16 protein-coding genes are annotated in these 17,113 nt (G+C 69.5%); 8 read left to right on the forward strand and 8 right to left on the reverse strand.

Annotated elements, in window-relative coordinates; genetic code table 11:
- Positions 1-112 precede the first annotated feature (112 nt).
- The 6 genes from ACFORO_RS38615 to ACFORO_RS38640 are packed head-to-tail and all read left to right on the forward strand — an operon-like array spanning position 113 to position 6,638.
- Positions 113-1,573 (forward strand): aldehyde dehydrogenase family protein, encoded by a 1,461-nt coding sequence (locus tag ACFORO_RS38615; protein ID WP_377873025.1) that lies wholly within the window; start codon positions 113-115, stop codon positions 1,571-1,573.
- Complete coding sequence (locus ACFORO_RS38620; protein ID WP_377873024.1) at positions 1,570-3,222, forward strand: hypothetical protein; 1,653 nt, start codon at positions 1,570-1,572, stop codon at positions 3,220-3,222. The genes ACFORO_RS38615 and ACFORO_RS38620 overlap by 4 nt, the downstream gene beginning before the upstream one ends.
- Positions 3,223-4,212 (forward strand): membrane dipeptidase, encoded by a 990-nt coding sequence (locus tag ACFORO_RS38625; RefSeq protein WP_377873023.1) that lies wholly within the window; start codon positions 3,223-3,225, stop codon positions 4,210-4,212. It begins immediately after the preceding gene.
- On the forward strand, positions 4,209-4,901 hold the full coding sequence (locus tag ACFORO_RS38630) for a hypothetical protein (protein ID WP_377873022.1): 693 nt from the start codon (positions 4,209-4,211) through the stop codon (positions 4,899-4,901). The genes ACFORO_RS38625 and ACFORO_RS38630 overlap by 4 nt, the downstream gene beginning before the upstream one ends.
- Positions 4,898-5,299: a RidA family protein gene (locus tag ACFORO_RS38635; RefSeq protein ID WP_067584709.1), complete on the forward strand. Its 402-nt coding sequence runs from the start codon at positions 4,898-4,900 to the stop codon at positions 5,297-5,299. Before ACFORO_RS38630 ends, ACFORO_RS38635 begins: the two co-directional genes overlap by 4 nt.
- The gene (locus ACFORO_RS38640) at positions 5,289-6,638 is read left to right on the forward strand and encodes an MFS transporter (RefSeq protein ID WP_354739671.1); all 1,350 of its coding nucleotides are present in this window, start codon (positions 5,289-5,291) and stop codon (positions 6,636-6,638) included. The genes ACFORO_RS38635 and ACFORO_RS38640 overlap by 11 nt, the downstream gene beginning before the upstream one ends.
- Positions 6,639-6,684: 46 nt before the next feature.
- On the opposite strand, the gene ACFORO_RS38645 is transcribed toward ACFORO_RS38640, so the two are convergent.
- Together ACFORO_RS38645 and ACFORO_RS38650 are read right to left on the reverse strand one after the other, a co-directional pair.
- Positions 6,685-7,347, reverse strand: a complete 663-nt coding sequence (locus ACFORO_RS38645) for a fasciclin domain-containing protein (protein WP_354739669.1) — start codon at positions 7,345-7,347, stop codon at positions 6,685-6,687.
- Between the two features lie 64 nt (positions 7,348-7,411).
- The gene (locus ACFORO_RS38650; RefSeq protein ID WP_377873021.1) at positions 7,412-8,929 is read right to left on the reverse strand and encodes a molybdopterin-dependent oxidoreductase; all 1,518 of its coding nucleotides are present in this window, start codon (positions 8,927-8,929) and stop codon (positions 7,412-7,414) included.
- 168 nt (positions 8,930-9,097) lie between these two features.
- Between ACFORO_RS38650 and ACFORO_RS38655 the strand changes: the two genes are divergently transcribed.
- Positions 9,098-10,414 carry an outer membrane protein assembly factor BamB family protein gene (locus ACFORO_RS38655; protein WP_377873020.1) on the forward strand — a complete coding sequence of 439 codons (1,317 nt, stop codon included), beginning with the start codon at positions 9,098-9,100 and terminating at the stop codon, positions 10,412-10,414.
- On the opposite strand, the gene ACFORO_RS38660 is transcribed toward ACFORO_RS38655, so the two are convergent.
- The 3 genes from ACFORO_RS38660 to ACFORO_RS38670 form a co-directional block, all read right to left on the reverse strand.
- Positions 10,404-10,892 (reverse strand): DinB family protein, encoded by a 489-nt coding sequence (locus ACFORO_RS38660; RefSeq protein ID WP_377873019.1) that lies wholly within the window; start codon positions 10,890-10,892, stop codon positions 10,404-10,406. The two genes, ACFORO_RS38655 and ACFORO_RS38660, sit on opposite strands and share 11 nt — an antisense overlap.
- Before the next feature lie 161 nt (positions 10,893-11,053).
- Entirely contained in the window at positions 11,054-11,785 is a 732-nt protein-coding gene (locus ACFORO_RS38665) for a GAF and ANTAR domain-containing protein (protein ID WP_377873018.1), read from the reverse strand.
- Positions 11,786-11,976: 191 nt separating this feature from the next.
- Entirely contained in the window at positions 11,977-12,942 is a 966-nt protein-coding gene (locus ACFORO_RS38670) for a helix-turn-helix transcriptional regulator (RefSeq protein WP_377873017.1), read from the reverse strand.
- A 286-nt stretch (positions 12,943-13,228) separates the two neighbouring features.
- On the opposite strand from ACFORO_RS38670, the gene ACFORO_RS38675 reads away from it, so the two are divergent.
- Positions 13,229-15,043, forward strand: a complete 1,815-nt coding sequence (locus ACFORO_RS38675) for a DUF1003 domain-containing protein (RefSeq protein WP_377873016.1) — start codon at positions 13,229-13,231, stop codon at positions 15,041-15,043.
- A 153-nt stretch (positions 15,044-15,196) separates the two neighbouring features.
- On the opposite strand, the gene ACFORO_RS38680 is transcribed toward ACFORO_RS38675, so the two are convergent.
- The 3 genes from ACFORO_RS38680 to ACFORO_RS38690 form a co-directional block, all read right to left on the reverse strand.
- Positions 15,197-16,024, reverse strand: coding sequence for an SCO6745 family protein (locus ACFORO_RS38680; RefSeq protein WP_377870052.1), 828 nt, complete (start codon positions 16,022-16,024; stop codon positions 15,197-15,199).
- Between the two features lie 7 nt (positions 16,025-16,031).
- The gene (locus ACFORO_RS38685) at positions 16,032-16,460 is read right to left on the reverse strand and encodes a HutD/Ves family protein (RefSeq protein WP_377870053.1); all 429 of its coding nucleotides are present in this window, start codon (positions 16,458-16,460) and stop codon (positions 16,032-16,034) included.
- Positions 16,461-16,530: 70 nt separating this feature from the next.
- Complete coding sequence (locus ACFORO_RS38690) at positions 16,531-17,112, reverse strand: TetR/AcrR family transcriptional regulator (RefSeq protein WP_377870071.1); 582 nt, start codon at positions 17,110-17,112, stop codon at positions 16,531-16,533.
- Position 17,113 lies beyond the last annotated feature (1 nt).

A 17,113-nucleotide genomic window follows, 5' to 3' on the forward strand; every position in this document is an offset into this window, starting at 1 on the left:
GCCGGTGATAATGGTTCCTTATCAGTGCGTAGGCAATAGATACTTCACTCTGTGTTCCGCGCGACTTAGCGTCATGGACGACAAGCACCGTCGCGAACGTCGAGGAGCACCCGTGGATCACGCATTGTCGTTGCAGCACTTCGTAGCGGGACGGTGGGTTCCCGGCGACGGACCGGTCGCGCAGAGTGTCGACCCGGCGGATCCGGCGCAGATCGTGGCCGAGTACCGGACGGCCGGTCCGGAGCTGCTCGACGAGGCGGTGCGCGCGGCCGTGGCGGCGCAGCCGGAGTGGGACCGCCAGGGCACCATCGCCCGCGGCCTCGTGCTGCGGCGGGCCGCGGAACTGCTCGCCCAGCGCGCCGAATCGGTGGCCGCGCTGATGACCCGCGAGCAGGGCAAGACGTTGGCGGAATCGCGGGGCGAGGTGGCTGCGTCGGTCGAGACGCTGCATTATCACGCGGGCCGGGCGCGCAGCGCCGACGGCGTGCTCTACCCGTCCGGCAACCCGGATGAGGTGGTGCGGACCGTGCGCCGTCCGCTCGGTGTCGTCGGCGTGATCACGCCGTGGAACTTCCCGGTGCAGATCCCGGCGTGGAAGCTGGCTCCCGCGCTGCTGTGGGGCAACGCGGTGGTGTGGAAGCCGGCCAGCGACACGGTCGCGCTGGCGGTGGCGTTCGCCGAGGTCCTCATCGAGGCCGGGGTGCCGGACGGCGTGCTCAACCTGCTGCTCGCGCCCGGTTCGCTCGGCGCGGAGCTGGTGGAACGGCCAGAGCTGTCCGGCGTCACCTTCACCGGGTCGGTGCCGGTCGGCCGGGCGATCCAGGCCGCGGTCGTGCCGCGCGGGGCGAAGGTGCAGCTTGAACTCGGCGGGCACAGCGCGGCGATCGTCCTGCCCGACGCGGACCCGGCGGAGGCTGCAGCGGCGCTGGTCACCGCGTCGATGAGCGGGACCGGGCAGAAGTGCACGGCCGCTCGCCGGATCATCGCGGTCGGGGACGCCTATGACCGCTTGGTCGCCGAACTGTCCGCGCGGGTCAAGGGTCTTGTCGTCGGGCCGGGGACGACGCCGGCAGTCGAGATCGGACCGTTGGTGTCCGCGCGCGCGGCGGAAGAGGTCGAGGGCGCGATCCAGCAGGCGGTGGACGAGGGCGCGACCGTGCTGGCCCGCGCGGATTCCCCACAGGGCGGTGCGTTCGTCGCGCCGACGCTGCTGGCCGGGACGCCCGAACTGACGATCAGCCAGGAGGAAGTATTCGGCCCGGTCGCCACCGTGCTGCGCGCCGCCGACCTGGACGAGGCGATCCGGCTCGCGAACGGCACCCGCTTCGGGCTCACCGCGGCGGTGTTCACCGACGACGAGCGCGCGGTACGGCAGTGCCTGCGCGATCTGGACGCGGGCATCGTGAAGGTCAACGCGCCGAACACCGGATCCGAGGTGCACGCTCCGTTCGGCGGCCTCAAGGACTCGTCGTTCCCCGCGCCCCGCGAGCAGAACGGCGAATCCGCCGCGGAGTTCTTCACCTGGACCAAGACCGCGTACCTGCGGACGTCCGCGCCTCGGGACCGATCGTGACCCGGCCCGCGGACACGGCGCTCGCCCCGGCGGAACTGGGCGCCGCCCGCTACACCCGGCACAGCTTCGCGCGGTCGTTCCTCCGCCAGGCGGCTCGGGAGCGCTGGACGGTCTCCACCGTTCGCTGGGAGTTCGACGACAACGGTCACGGCGAAGCGGTCTACCGGATCGACGCCGACGGCACGCTGCTGCACTTCGCGGTGTTTTCCACTGTGCTGCAGGAAAACGAGCGCACTGACCGCGTGATCGCGAAGCGGTGGGATGTCACGGCTGCCCTGGTGGAAGGCCCAATTCCGGACGATCGGCTGGCCGAGCTGCGTCGTGAAGTACCACGGCAGGAAGCTGGCCGGGCCGACGCCGCGACGCTGGTGTGGACCCGGGCCAACCGGAGCGAGCGATTCTTCGACTACGTCACAGCTCAACTGGCGCGCGGAGAACAGCCGGAATGCGCCACCATGGGCGACGCTTGCTACATCCTGCGCAGCACCGCCTTCTACAGCAACGGAAAGTTCGGTCTCGCCGACTTCGACCGGGTTGCCGAAGTCCCGCCGCTGCGGGTGCCGTATCGCGCGCAAATGCTGGCCGCGTGGTTGCTGCGCGAGTTCAGCTACGACCTCGTCGAGCACTGTGCCGCCCGGCGAAACCCTGCTGCGGCAAAGCTTTCCGGCGACTGGCGGCGATACCTCGGCCTGGGCAACGCGACCGGGCTCGGCATGGTCCCGTTCGTGGTGAACCATCCGAGCATCCTCGACGCGTGGTGCTCGGCGCGGGAACTGCCGCTGGCCCATGCCCTCGACGCGGAAGCCGATGCTGGTTCCGTGCGGCGGGCGAGCGAACTGCTCGACCGCGCCCGCCGCTACTTCCGCGAACGCGACACCCTGGCGACCGCGCCGTACCTGACCTGCCCGGAGCTGGCCGAACGCCTCGACGGAATCGCTTCTCTGCTCAGCGAATTCCCGGCGGGCGGCTTCCGCTGGCGGGATCTCGACGACCGGGCCGCGGAGTTCGGTGCCGAGGCCCGGGCGGTGCTGCACACTGTCCTGGTCGAACTGGACGACTCGCTCGACGCGGAGATCGAGCACCTGCTGACCTGCGACCAGCGGCGGCGCGTCGAGATCGCCCAGACCTGCGGACAGCTGCGCGACCTGCTGGCCGACCGGTACGACTGGACCCGCGAGTTCGACTTCACCGACCCGAACGAACAAGCCAGGTTCTGGTTCTCCGCGGAGGACAACGAAGAACCGCGACGCGGCAAACGCGGCCAGGACCCGGGCGAATCGATGGAGCATCCGATCGACATCGCCCGCGCCGTGCACGCCCTCCGGCACGACCTGGCCGCCGCCGACGCCGACCGTTCGGTGGCGGAGTTCCTGCTGGAATTCCCCTGGCATCGCGGCATTGTCGCGCGCGTGCAGTCCGTCGCCGGGCTCCGCTACGGCGAGGTCCGCGCGAACCTGCTCGCCGACGATTTCCTTCCGCTGCACCTGCAGCGGTTCCAGCTGGCCCTCTACGGCATGGAGAACTACAGCCCGCAGTCGACCGACTGGTTGCGCGTCACGCTGTTCTCGGGCGCGCCCCGGGCGAGCGACGTCGAGTCCGGTGTGGACGACGACTGGCTGTTCACCCGCAAGCCCGGAAAGGAGTCCTGAGTGGACCCCCTGGAGCACGGCGACCTCACTGTCGTCGACGGACTGCAGATCAACAACTGGGACCGCAAAGTCCTGGAGGAGCTGAAGGCGGGCGGCGTCACCGGCGTCAACGCGACGTGTGCGGTCTGGGAAGGCCCGCAGGAAACGCTGCGCGCGGTCGCGGATTGGTACGAACTCGCACGGGACAACGCCGATCTGGTCGTCCTCGCGGAGAACGCCGACGACATCCGGAAAGCGAAGAGCGACGGCAGGCTCGCCGTGCTGCTCGGCTTCCAGAACACCTCGCCGTTCGGCGACGACTACCGGATGGTCGAGGTGTTCCACCGCCTCGGCGTCCGCATCGCGCAGCTGACCTACAACATCCAGAACCTCGTCGGCGGCGCCTGCTACGACGAGCACGATTCCGGACTCACCTCCTATGGCCGGTTCATCGTCGCGGAAATGAACCGCGTCGGGATGCTGGTCGACCTGTCGCACGTCGGGAACCGCACCAGCCGCGACGCCATCGACGCCTCGGCCGGGCCGGTCGCGATCACGCACGCGAACCCGTTGTCCTTCGCGGATTCGCCGCGCAACAAGCCGGACGACGTCATCGACGCCCTCGCCGCGCGCGGCGGCGTGCTCGGCTGTTGCTTGTACCCCAACGTGATCGGTGGCGAGAAGACGACCCGGCGGCAGTTCTGCGAAATGGTCGCCGGACTGGTGGAGAGGATCGGGCCGGACCACGTCGCACTCGGCAGCGACTGCACGCGGAACTGGTCGCAGGACTACGTCGCGTGGCTGCGCAACGGCCGGTGGCGGCCCGCGTCCGCGGTGCCGGTGGAACCGCAGTGGCCGGTGTGGCCGAACTGGTTCGGCGGACCGGCCGATTTCCCGGTCCTCACCGAGGGGCTGCTGGAAGTGGGCCTGGACGAAACCGTGGTGGCGCAGGTGCTGGGCGGCAACTGGCTCCGGCTGTTCGACACGGTGTTCCCCGGAGCCGGGCAATGACCGCGGCGAGGGCCGAGCGCGTTTCGGCCGCCGAAGCCGTGCTCACCCGGGTGTCCGTGCGGGAGATCCACGAGGTTGCGCTACGCGCATTGCGGGCTTCGGGGCTCAGCAGCGGCGAGGCGGAGTATTTGGCTGAGATTATCGCGTCTGCTGAGGTCCACGAGAGCGCCGGTCTCGACGCCTTGGCCACCGAGACGGCACGCGTTCCGGCTGGACGGGTGGGGCTGCGGCTCGAACATTGCGACGGTTCCGCCGTGGCGCACGACCCGGCTTCGCGCGGTCCGCTGCAGGCGTTCGTCCCGGCGTGCGAAACGGCTGCGGTGGTGGGCACGTTGGTCGTGCCTGGAATGGCGGGAGCCCCGGCGCTGGACTGGGCCGCGCTGGACATCGCCGAACGGGCGGGCCGGGTACTGTCCCTTTCGGACGGTGGAGAACGCACTGTGGTTACTCCGGAAGGGGATCTGCTCCGGCTTCCCGCTGTGGCCGAACCGCGTCCGCCGGTCGCGGGATTGGTGATCCGCCCGCTGTCCGACGTTCCCGCCGGGGAAGTCATTTCCACTGCGGCGGAACGAAAGCGGCGGTATCGCGAAGCGGTCGCCCATGGCGTGTCCGTGAGAACTCCACTGTGGACTCTCGCGTATTCGATCGCGCGCGGGTTCCTGATTCCGGACCACCGGGAGGGCCGATGACCTCGCGCGAATTGGTAGCGCATCCGCACGGACCGCGCCCGTACGCCGGTGCCGCTGTCTTCGGCGGAGTGATTTGGGCGTGCGGGCAGGTTCCCGCGCGCCGGGACGGCAGCGTCCCGGAAGAAATCGACGAGCAGGTGCGGGTGGCCCTCGACAATCTCGAGGACACCTTGCGGGCCGCGGGAGGGAGCCTGCGCACGCTGCTCAAACTGACGGTGTTCCTCGCCGATCTCGGCGAGTTCGACGCCTACCACCAGGCCTACCTCGACCGTTTCGCCGGCATCGACCTGCCGCCGCGGACCACGGTCCAGGTCGCCGGATTCCGGGGGACGAAACGCATCGAGATCGACGCCGTGGCGGCGGTCGGCAGCGAGGAGACCAATCGACATGAAGACTGACCGCGCACCGGAAACCGCCGGCTCTGTTGTTCGCGCGACCCTGGATTCCGCCAAGCTCAACGGATTCCACCGCAAACTGGCGCTGTACTCGTCCGGCGGGCCGTTCCTGGACGGCTACATCCTCAGCATCATCGGCATCGCGCTGGTGCAGATCGGCCCGCAGTGGCAGATGGACTCGCTGTGGTCCGGCCTGATCGGCGCGTCCGCGCTGGTCGGCGTGTTCATCGGGGGAGCGGTGTTCGGCCCGCTCACCGACCGCATCGGCCGGAAACTGATGTACACGATCGACCTGATCGCGATCATCGTCTGCTCGGTTCTGCAGTTCTTCGTCGCCGACGCGGCGCAATTGTTCGTGCTGCGGCTGCTGATCGGCGTCGCGGTGGGCGCGGACTATCCCATCGCCACCGCGCTGGTCACCGAGTTCGCGCCGAAGGCGTGGCGGGCGCGGCTGGTCGGCGGGCTGAACGCGATGTGGTTCGTCGGCGCGACGGTCGCCGCCTTCGTCGGGTTCTTCCTGCTCAACGTGGACCAGGGCTGGAAGTGGATGCTGCTGTCCTCGGCGGTGCCCGCGCTGCTGATCGTGATCGCCCGCACCAGCATCCCGGAATCGCCGCGCTGGCTGCACAGCAAGGGCCGCGACGCCGAAGCGCTGGAAGTGCTGCGCACGACGATCGGCGAGCACGCGACGCTGGACGACCTGCCGGAAGCCGAGACCAAAACCCCGATGTCCGCGTTGTGGCGCCGCGGATATCTCAAGCGGGTCATCTTCATCTCGATCTTCTGGACCTGCACCGTGGTCCCGCTGTTCGCGATCTACGCGTTCGGCCCGCGGATTCTCGAACTGTTCAACCTCGGCGGCGGCAATCTGTCGCACCTCGGGTACGGGCTGATCAATTTCTTCTTCTTCGTCGGAAACATCGCCGCGCTGCTGCTGGTGGACCGGCTCGGCCGTCGCCCCGTGCTGATCTGGGGCTTCGCGATTTCCGCCGCCGGGCTGTTCTACCTTGGCCTGCAACCGGGTGCCGCGCTGTGGTTGATCGCGTTGGCTTTCGCGGTGTACGCCGTGTTCAACGGCGGCCCGTCCATTTTGGAATGGATCTACCCGAACGAACTGTTCCCGACTGAGGTTCGTGCCTCGGCGGTGGGGCTGTGCACCGGGATCAGCCGGATCGGCGCGGCGGTCGGCACGTTCGCGACGCCGTGGTCGCTGACCAATCTCGGGCTGTCGGCCACGATGTACATCGCCGCCGGTATCGCCGCGTTGGGTGCGATCGTGAGCGCGTTCATGGCTCCCGAAACGAAGAACGTCGATCTGCACGTCGCTTCTTCGCTCAGCTGAAGGAAAACCGGGCCCGGCGCTGGGGAGGCGCGCCGGGCCCGGTGGCTCAGTTTTTGTTCGTACCCGGGGTGAGCACCTTGTCGATGACGAAAACGGTCGCGTTCTTGGTCGGGATGTTCCCGCACAGGATCTTCGCGCCGTTGACCGTCAGGTTGTCGCCGGAACCCTCGATCTTCAGCGGCCCGCCCCCCGCGTTCAGCGAGGTCAGGGTGCCGGCTTGTTCGAGGCCCTTGGCGTCGTAGCGCTTTCCGACGACGTGGTACTGCAGGATCGGCGCGAGCTGGTTCGGGTTGGCCGCCAGCTCCTTGAACTTCGCGTCGCCGAGGGCGTTGAACGCCGGGTCGGCCGGGGCGAAGACGGTGATCGCCTGCTGGCTGTTGAGCGTGTCGACCAGGTTGGTGGCCTTGACCGCCGCGACCAGCTTCGTGAGCAGCGGGTTCGTCGAGGCGGCGGACGCGACCGGCTGCGGGCCCATCGAGTCGAGCGAACCCGGCGCGCTGCCCTGCGGGAGCTGGGAACAGGCGGGACCGAAGACCTGGTCGTTGGTGGTGACGCCGGAGCTGCTGCTGGACATCGGCGCCGAGGACGGCATCGACGAGGGCATTGCCGACGAGGAGCTGCTCGAGGCGTTGTTGTCGGTGCTGCTGCCGCACGCGGTGAGGGCGAGAGCAGCGACGGCACCGATACCGGCGAGGCGAAGGGACTTCACGGCAATTCTCCGTTCACAGTGGACTGTTCTTCAGGTATTCGGCACCGGATCGGATCCGGATTGGTCAGGAAGCGATAAAAGTCGTGGAATGCCAGCCGGTCGCCCCGTCGGGCACGGTGCCGGCGCGGGCTTCGGTCTGCGTATAGCCGGATTTGTCGGTCGCCCGCACGAAAACCTGGTGCGTACCGGGCTTCACGGAAATCTGCGTCCACCACATCCGCCAAGTGTTCGGGTTCACCTCGGCGGACAAGGTGGCCGGTTGCCAGGACCCACCGTCCACTTTGATCTCGACCTTGGCGATCCCGGTGTGCTGCGCCCAGGCGACGCCGGCGATCCGCACCGTGCCGGACGGAACCGTCGCGAAGCCCTTGGGCGTGTCGATCCGCGATTCGGTCTTGATCGGCGCCTGCTCGCCCCAGCCGCGGCGGAGCCAGTACGCCTGCCGGGCCTTCCAGGTGGTGACCTCGATGTCCACCACCCATTTGACGGCCGAGACATACCCGTAAAGCCCGGGAGTGACCAGCCGCGCGGGAAAGCCGTGCTCCAGCGGCAACGGTTCGCGGTTCATGCCGAGCGCCAGCATCGCGCCCCGCGAACGATCCAGTGCGGCGGCGACCGGCGTACCGGACGTCCAACCGTCCACACTAGAGCAGAACAACTGCTCCGCACCCGGCTGTACCCCGGCCTCCGCCAGCAAATCGGCGAGATCGACCCCGACGAAGTTCGAAGTGGACACATAGTCGCCACCGACCTCATTGGACACGCACGTCATCGTCACGGTGCGCTCGACCAGCGGCCGGTCGCGGAGATCGCGATACCGGTACCGGACTTCCCGCTCGACCATCCCGTGGATCCGCAGGCTCCAATCCTCGGTTCGCACCTGCGGAACGGACAACGCGGTGTCGACGCGGTAGAAGTCCCGGTTCGGCGTGAGGAACGGCGGGGTCCCGAGCTTGGCGAAATCCGCGTCGGCGGGGATCGGCGGGGCTGAAACCGCGGGCACGAGCGGGCCTACCGCCGCCCGGGAGGCGGTCGCGTCCCGGGTTCCGCTGATCAGCTGCCCCGCGCCGCCGAGCACTCCGGCCCCGACCACGGTGCCGATACTGCCGAGCAGGAACGATCGGCGGGTGGAGTCCGTCGCCTGCTGACGTGTGGCGATCCGGTGCAGCAGCAGGAAAACCGCCACTCCCACGACCAGGCTGACCAGGGGGGCCAGCAACGCCACCGCCGTCAGATCCGGCCGCGCCGCCACCGCGACCCCGCCGATCAGTCCGAACGCGACAATGATCGCGACTCCCGGCCACGGCGATCGCCGAGACAGCAACCCGGCCGCGGCGGACACGAGCACCAGCACCGCCGCCATGCCGCCGAGCAGGACCGCTTTGTCGTAGGTGCCGAAGGTCCGCACCGCGAAGTCCTTCAGCGGCAGCGGCGTCAGATCGATGGCCCCGTTCCCGACTGCGAGGTACGGCGAAGCGTTGACATTGCCGAACGACGCCGCCAGATGTCCGGCGGCCAGCGCCGAGACCAGGGCGAGGACGCCGCAGAGCGCCGCCGGAAGGAGCCGCGGTCGGGAGGTCATGCCAGGCATTCGCGGCCGGACCGGTCGCGGATGGGTCGCCGTTGCTCACCCGTACGGGTCGCGTTTTTCGCCGCATTTGCGCGATCTCGTGCACACGCGGCCGTTTCGTCGGCTAAGTTCCCCGACGACTCCGAATGGAGCAGCGAGTCGGGAGAATGGGGACAACCGATGCGGCGAATACTGAGCGTTGCGGCCGGTCTGGGGATGCTGGCCCTCACGGCCGCGTGCGGCGGCGGATCCCTGCCGACCACCCTGCCCACCGACCAGGCCGGGCAGCAGCCGCCCGCCTCGTCCGCCCAGCCCGAGGCGGTGACCGCCGACCCGCCGCTGGCCTTCGACACCGGCAAGGGCGTCACGCTGCCCCGCACGTCGCTGCAGTCGAACCTGGGCGGCTCGGTGACGTCGAAGTTCATGACGTTGCGCGACCGCACCGGCTACATCATCGCCCCCGAATCGCTGAGCGCGGTCGACGTCCTGACCGGCCGCGAGAAGTGGAACATCAAGATCGACGGCCCGGCCGCGGACCCGAACGCGCACAACGGCCCGTTCGTCGAGCAGAGCGGTCCGCGTCCGCCGCTCGTCACGGACAAACTGGCCGTCGGAGCCGTCCCGCTGCGGATGCCCGAGCAGGGCACGACGCCGGGCTACCTCGCACTCGCCGTGATCGCGGTGAACCCCGAAACCGGGGCCAAGGCCTGGCAGGCGAACACCAAGATCGCCGACGACCAGTACGGGATCAGCGGCGAGCGTTCGGTCACGCACGTCGTCGCGGCCACCGACAAGGCGGTGGTCGCCAGCTTCACGCAGTCGGAGGGCAACCTCACCGTCGGGCTGGACCCGGCGACCGGGAAACAGCTGTGGGAACGCAAGAAATTCGACGCGGGCAGCGTGAACGGCGACCTCGTGGTCGGCGTCGACTCCACCGTGGCCGAGAACTCCTCGATGGTCCAGGCGACCGCTCTCGACATCGCGACCGGTGAGCAGAAGTGGGTCGCCGCCGCCAAATCGAGCGCGGTCGAGATCCTGCAGGGAGACCCGGCGATGGTGGTCCTGAAAGCGAACGAGTACAGCAGCGGCCACGCGTTCCTGAAGTTCCTCGACGCGGCGACGGGCGCGGAGAAGTTCTCCGTGGAAGGCACCCGCAACCTGGGCCCGGACCGCTACGGCGACTGCCTCTACGACGAGCAGTCAGTGCTCGCCTGCACCGACTCCGGCGTGCTCACCGCCTACGACGCCAAGGCCGGGACCAAGCTGTGGAGCCTCCCGGACCAGGCCGCGAACCGCGTCCCGCCGGGCGGCCTGACCGTCGCGTGGCACGGCGCGCTTTACGGCTACACCAACGGAAGGCAGCCGATCGTCCTCGACGCCAAGACCGGAAAGGACCTCTCCACTGACGTCGGCTACGTGCCGGACTGGGTGAGCAAGTACGCCGCGGCCGGGGTCGACAAGGACGGCGTGCCCAAGGCGTACCCGGTCAAGAAGTAGCTCCTTCCTGCGCCAGAATCTGCTCGCGGAGGATGTCCGCGTGGCCGCAGTGCTGCGCCAGCTCGCGCAGAACGTGCAGGTAGACGAACTGCAGCGGCAACGGGCCGCGCCGGTTGCCAGGCAGGACGCTGGTCAGCTCGAGCGACGCGGTGGCCTGGCGGGCGTTCTCGCACGCTTCGCGGTGCGCCTGCTGGACGGACGCGATCGTGTCGCCGTCGGCGAGGGCGAACGATTCGTCGGGAGTGGCCGGAATCCCGATCTCGGCGCGCGTACGGCCGGTGACGGCTTCGTCGAACCAGACCTTCTCGACGAAGGTCACGTGTTTGACCAGCCCGAGCAACGTGGTCCGCGACGGCACGAGCGACCGGCGGGCCTGCTCCTCGGTGAGCCCGTCGAGGCAGTGCTGGAGCGCCTCCCGGTGCTCGTCGATGAAGAATTCCAGCTGTTTCTTGGCGGTGCTGTCGATCACTGATTCCATGGGCACTGCTCCAGCTTGCCGGATCGCCGCGGCCCGGCACAGTCCCCGGCCGGACGCACGCCGCTGCGCGACTGCCAGAGCGATACCCGGGCCCATAACGCGAGAAAGGCTGGCCGGTCCCCGGAAGAACCAGCCCAGCCACCCCTCGCCAGTCGACCCGTTCAGGCGATCGCCCGCAGCCCGGACGGGATTTCCCCTCGCACGACGAGCCCGGCCAGTTCGCTGAGCTTCAGCCGCCGCGCGCGGGCGTGCGAACGCAGCCGGTCGAAGGCTTCTCCGACCTCGATGCTCAGGTGTGCGGCGAGAATCCCCTTGGCCTGTTCGATCACGACGCGGGAGTTCAACGCCGACCGCAGCTGCCCGATGCTCTCGTCCTTGGTGCGCAACGCCTGCTTCTGGGACAACCCGGCTCCGGCGGCGTCGGCCAGGACTTGGGCCAGCCGCAGGTCCTGCGCGACCGGAACCGACGGGGTCGTGCTGAACAACGTCACGGTGCCGACGGCGTGCTCGCCGGCGCGAAGCGGCACGGCGGCGACACGAGTGACACCGGCCCGCAGCGCCCGGGCGCTGAAGCGTGGCCAGCGCTGCGGTCCGGTGCCCGCGGGCCGCAGCGTGACCGGGGGCAGGACGGCACCGGTGCGGATGCTGTCCACCGCCGGGCCTTCGCCGAGTTCGAACTGGCTGCGCGCCAAGGGGAGGAACGCTTCGTCGGAGATGGCGAGGCAGTCCGCCTTCCCGGTCTCGTCGAGGACCGCGACCCCGGCGGCCCGTACGCCGACCAGCGCGGCGACGCTGGTCGTGAGGTCGTGCATCAGGTCCGGAACCGCCCGTTCGCGCGCGGCGAGGTTGAGCACGGCCTCGGCGACCAGCGTTTCGCGTTCGGTGGCAGGCATAGTTCCCCTCCAGACAGGCGGGAACCGTGCGCGCGTGCGGCGAAGCGGGGTCCACCGGCTGCGCGGCGGTACGGCGCCGGCGTATGCGGCTGTCTGCCGCCTGTGTCCAGTGAAGCCCGGTTTCAGGTGACGAGGCCATGCCGATAACGCAGCACCTCGCGCCGGGTGTGCAGAAAACGCAGCGGTCCCGCTCAGGGGCCGCGCTGGACGAGGGTTTGGTGCGGGGAACAGCCGTACGCGGCGCGATAGGCGGCGGCGAACCGGCCGAGCTGGAAGAAACCCCACCGGGCGGCGACGGCGGTGACCGTGACGGTGCCCGACGGGTCGGCGGCGACCAGGTCGGCGTGGGCGTGGGAGAGCCGGACCTGGCGCAGATAGCCCATCGGGGTGGTGTCCAGGTGCCGCCGGAAGGCGACCTGCACCGTGCGGACGCTGACATGGATGGCGGCGGCGATGTCGGCCACGGAGAGGTCCTGGTCGGCGTGCTCGTCGATGTAGGCGACCGCGCGGCGCAGGGTGTCCGAGTGCGCGTCGCGGCGGTCCGCGCCGGTGGGCTCGGTCGTCGCGGTGTTCGGGAACGCGACCAGCACGCTCGCGGCCAGCAGTTGCGAAGCCGCCGAGACGAGCAGCGGCTGCTGGCTCAGTTCGGGATCGGCGCAGACGCCGTCGCGCAGGTAGGCGATGGTGCGCCGCAAATGCTGTGCCGCCGCGGGCGAAACGGGCCGGTCGCCGACGAGCCGCACCGGATCGGGCCTGCGGCCGGGGAGCCCGGCGGCCGCGCGGGTCAGCAACTGCGGGTCGAACATGACGAGGTTGTAGCTGGAACGGCGGATCACCCCGGCGTAGGGCCGGTCGTGCGGGGTGTAGACGAATACGTCGCCGGGTCCGAAGAACCCTTCCTCCCCGTCGGGAAAGTACTGCCGCACGATCGAACCGGAATGCACGTTGCCGAGACAGATTTTGCCGAGGGTCCCGGCGTCGTGGCTCATGTCGTAACTGAACTCGAGATCGTCCACGCTGACCGATCCCACGACATTGCGGGAGACGTGCGCCCGGGTCTGCTCGACGTCGCCGCCGATCTGCATCCTGGTGTAGGCCCTGCTGAGGAACTCCTCGGTGACTTCGAGGTCTTCGCTGTCGAAATCGAGCTCTTTCATCACGATTCCCGCCGGTCCCAGGCGTCCGCGCCGAATGCGAAAACGCTTCATCGGCGCCGGTCTTCCGGAACCTGGCTTTCCGTCGGGCCAGCGCTTCCGCAACGGTACCCTTCGCCGGGAAAGGCGGGGAGGGTGCATTTTCCCCAGTGCGCGCGAAATGATCGAGAAAACGATTTCTTTTCCCGAACGCCGCCGCTTCCCGATCCGCGCCCGCCTTCGAAAGTCCTCAGTGGACAGTCGAGCACGGGCGCCGTGGACCCCTCCCGGCCCGCGCCGGGATACTGGGGTGCAGAGACCGGCGGAAAGCGGAAAGGGGCTCGACGGTGACGCGGCGCGGATCCACGGAGCGAACGAAAGCGTGCTGGAAAGCCGCTGCGGCCACCGAATCCGGACGGATCGGGTGAACCGCCGCCGAATGCCGCGGCTGCGGCGACCGGCCACCACTGCGGACGAACAGGTCGGCTTCAACGGCGCGTTCGCGGCCGCGCTGACGCGTGCGGTCGGATCGATGCCCGCGCTGTACGTCGTGCTCGTTCTGGTCGCCGGGTGGATGGCGCTGGCGACCTGGGGCCCGCTGCGCGCGGCCGACCCGTACCCGTTCGCGTTCCTGCTCTTCCTCGACAACGTGGTGCAGCTGGTGCTGTGCCTGGTGATCCTGGTCGGCCAGCGGGTGCTGGGCGGCGCGGCCGACCGGCGTTCGATCCAGACCTACGAGAACGCCGAGGCCGTCTTCGAGCAGATCGCGGACCTGCAGCGGCATCTCGACCAGCACGACCGGGCGCTCAGCCGCGGCGTGAGCCTGCTGGAGTCGAGCCCGCACCCGTGGATCCAGCAGCACCGGGTGCAGCGGCCGCCGCAGGCGCTCGACCAGGCGGTGAGCGTCAACGGCCGGATCGCGGCGTGGCTGACGCAGCGGCTCGGCAGCATGTGGGCGTTCTACCTGGCGGCCGGCACCCAGGTGGTGTGGATGGGACTGGCCGGGCTGGGCGTGCAGACGCTGGACCCGTACCCGTTCGCGTTCATGACCTTCCTGTCCACGCTGGTCCAGCTGGTCTTCATGATCGTGATCATGGTCGGCCAGGGCGTGCTCGGCCAGGCCGGCGACCGGCGTTCCGAGCAGACCTTCCTCAACGGCGAGGCGGTCCTGCACGAATGCCGCCGGATGAAGGCCCGGCTGGAGGCGCAGGACCGGCTGATCGAGGACCTCAGCCGCTACACCCGCGGCGAGCTGATCGAGGATCTCGCGCGGGCTCTCCACGACGTCGACGGCCACGCCCAGCGGACCGTGCACGCCTGGGTCCCGCCCCGCTGGGACCAGGCCCCCGAGGAACACAAGGCGGTCACCCGCGCCCAGGCCCGGCAGCTGGGCGAGCATCTGGCGTTGGTCGGCTGCGTGATGGTGCCCGCTTTCGACCCCGACCTCACCGTCGCGTTCGGCGACGACGAGGTCCTGCTGCTGGCCCAGCGCGAGCACGACCGATGGCGGACCGAACAGACCTCCGGCGAACTGCCCGACCCGGACCTGGTCGACTGGGACGACCTGCCGGAGCCGGCGCGGACGCGGAAACTGCACGTCGCGCGCAGCATCCCGGGCCTGGTGGCCAGTGTCGGCATGCAGGTGGTCCGCGACGGACGCGCCCGCGGCGGCGCGGGCGAGGAAGACTTCACCGCCGAGGAATGGGCGACCCTGCAGCGGGCGATGATGGCGTCGGGAATCCTGGTCGGGCTCTCGGTCGGCGGCGTCGACTCGGACGAGATGTTCGCGCTGGTGAAAACCTTGCGCGAGGCCAGCGTCGCGCACCCGCGGCGGTTCATCCGCGAGGTAGCGGCCTCGTCGGCCTTCGACACGGGCCTGCGGCCGGGCGTCAAATACTCCGAATACCTGCCGTACGCGGAAAAGACGATCCGCTCAGCCGCCGCGATCGTGGCGGGTACCGCGCCCGCGGAACTGCCGGACTTCCGCGAGTTCCTGGTGGAGGTCGCCACGGTCGTCGCCGAAGTGAACCAGGAAGGCGGATTCCTCGGAGTGGGCGCGCAACGCCGGACGCCCAAGGAGGTCGCGGCCATGGACGCCGTCCGCCTGGCCGCTAGGCACGACTGAGGTCGCCTGATCGCCGAGGCCGCTCCGTAGCGCACGAAAACGTTGACCAGCGCGATGAACGACAGCGGTTGGGGCGGGCCGGGCGATGCCGAGGTCCGTGAGGGGAACCCTGAGGGACTCTGATTCCCTCAGGGTTCCCCTCACGGACTTAGGTCACTTCGATCCGGCGGCAACCAGCTTGGCGGTGATCGGTTCGAGCACAGCGATCAGCTCGTCGAGTTCGGCAGCGGGCAGAGCCTCGTACGGCGCGGCAGCGAGTTCATCGGTCAGGTCTTCGATGCCCTGCTTCACCTCGCGCCCCGCGTCAGTGAAATGGCCGTCGGCGTCCACGAGCCCCCGCTGCCGCAACCCGTCCATAACCGCCGCCAGCCGTTTCTTCGGCAAGTGGTGAACCCGCCCGAACGACTCCGGCGGATGGAGGCCCATCTCCAGCGCCGCGAAAATGTGCGCCTCAGTCCCGCCGATCCGCGCGCCGACCAGGGCGGCGATGTGCCCGTCCCCGCGGTGTTCGCGCAGCATGGTCGCGGAATGCCACAGCCGGGCGACCGGATCGCCCGGCACCGGAAGGGCGCGCATCCCGGCGTACATCACGCGGCCCGCGGTGGGTGCGCTCGTCGCGGCCTTGGTGGTCAGATCAGCGGCGCGCACCAAGCCCGGCGAGCTGGCCAGTTCGTCGCCGAGGATCCGGCGCACCGAGGCCGCGCTGCCCCGTTCGCGTGCGGCGACGGACACCTCGGCCGGGATCGTCTCCCACGCGCTCGGGATGTGCCGCGCGGCCTCGCCCTCGGCGAAGTTGTAGAACGCCGCGTGCACGACCTCCGCCGACGGCCGTCCCAACGGTGCGGCGCGGCTGGCGAAATAGCCGTCCCAGTAGGTGCGGTGGCCGAGCGCGGCCAGTTCCTCGTTGCATTCGTCGGCGAAGAACGTGACGAGGCAGATCGGCTCCAGGAGCTCGAACATCCGCCGGGCAGTGCGAGTCATGGCTGCATCATGCCAGCGCGGTGAGGAAAACATCGGCGATTTGCCCGCCGAGATCGACCGTCGCGGCCACGCCGGCACTGCGGTCCGCCGCCGGAGCGCGCAGGACGACCTCGGCTCGGTACCGCCCGCGCCGGGTCATCACGTTCAAGGCCTGGGTCGGCTGATCGAGGGAGACCGTCACGGCGTCTTCTCCGGCGAACCGGATCTGGCCGCCGCGATCGAGGTCCGTCGTGGTCCCGTTGATCGTCAGCCGGAGCGGGCCGAGAGCGGTGAAAAGCCGGTCCACGCCCGGGAAAACCGAGAACGGGGCGTCTTCGAGAAGATCCGCGACGCTGATCCGCCACAGCGTTTCGCCGGAGGGATCGGCGGCGAGTTCCCGCGTGGTGCCTGCTCCGTTGCGCCAGGGGACCGGGGTGACTTCGGACGGGTTGAGCATCAGAGCATCTCACCCGGTCTCGAGGGCGGATGCAAACGGTCCGCGCCGGTCCTCCGCGCGCTAAGCGGGGTCACTGCGGCAAAAGCGTGCGGACCGCGTCGGGGAATCCGGCCACTCCGTCCGGTCCGGAGAGCGCCAGGTTGAAGAGAAACCCGGGCAGGAGCGCCAAAATCGCCTGCGCGAGAGCATCCGCCGATGCACCGGTCCAGGTCCCGGCTTCCTGTCGGACGCGGACGAGGCCAGCCACTTCGGCACTCATCTCGGCCGACGCGGCGGTGAGCCGTTCGGCGAGTTCCGGGTTGCGCTGGGCTTCCGACCAGACCAGCACCGCCATCGCCGCCAGTTGCCGGTCCCGATGAAGATCGGTCACGGCCTCCAGCAGTTCCGCCATCACCTCGCCGACGCCGTGCTCGCCGGTGCCGCGGGCGAGAGCGGCGCGCAAGACCTCGGTGACGTCGTCGAGATTCTGCGCGGCGACGGCAACGATCATGTCCTCCTTCTTCGGGAAGTACCGGTAGACCGCGCCCGCGGACTTGCCCGCCTCGGCGAAGACGTCCTGCATCGACGTGCGGTGGAAGCCGTTGCGGAGGAAGCAGCGGCGCGCGGCCGCCAGGATTTCTCCGCGCTGGTCGTCCTTGTACTGCTGGCTCACC

This window comes from Amycolatopsis halotolerans (assembly GCF_042647905.1).
Lineage (GTDB): Bacteria > Actinomycetota > Actinomycetes > Mycobacteriales > Pseudonocardiaceae > Amycolatopsis > Amycolatopsis halotolerans.

Bases quoted from the DNA above. Each gene is read 5' to 3' on its own strand.
- ACFORO_RS38660 (WP_377873019.1), bottom strand. From the start codon at position 10,892: ATGGAATCAGTGATCGACAGCACCGCCAAGAAACAGCTGGAATTCTTC.
- ACFORO_RS38640 (WP_354739671.1), top strand. From the start codon at position 5,289: ATGAAGACTGACCGCGCACCGGAAACCGCCGGCTCTGTTGTTCGCGCG.
- ACFORO_RS38650 (WP_377873021.1), bottom strand. From the start codon at position 8,929: ATGACCTCCCGACCGCGGCTCCTTCCGGCGGCGCTCTGCGGCGTCCTC.
- ACFORO_RS38655 (WP_377873020.1), top strand. From the start codon at position 9,098: ATGCGGCGAATACTGAGCGTTGCGGCCGGTCTGGGGATGCTGGCCCTC.
- ACFORO_RS38685 (WP_377870053.1), bottom strand. From the start codon at position 16,460: ATGCTCAACCCGTCCGAAGTCACCCCGGTCCCCTGGCGCAACGGAGCA.
- ACFORO_RS38670 (WP_377873017.1), bottom strand. From the start codon at position 12,942: ATGAAAGAGCTCGATTTCGACAGCGAAGACCTCGAAGTCACCGAGGAG.
- ACFORO_RS38680 (WP_377870052.1), bottom strand. From the start codon at position 16,024: ATGACTCGCACTGCCCGGCGGATGTTCGAGCTCCTGGAGCCGATCTGC.
- ACFORO_RS38635 (WP_067584709.1), top strand. From the start codon at position 4,898: ATGACCTCGCGCGAATTGGTAGCGCATCCGCACGGACCGCGCCCGTAC.
- ACFORO_RS38630 (WP_377873022.1), top strand. From the start codon at position 4,209: ATGACCGCGGCGAGGGCCGAGCGCGTTTCGGCCGCCGAAGCCGTGCTC.
- ACFORO_RS38665 (WP_377873018.1), bottom strand. From the start codon at position 11,785: ATGCCTGCCACCGAACGCGAAACGCTGGTCGCCGAGGCCGTGCTCAAC.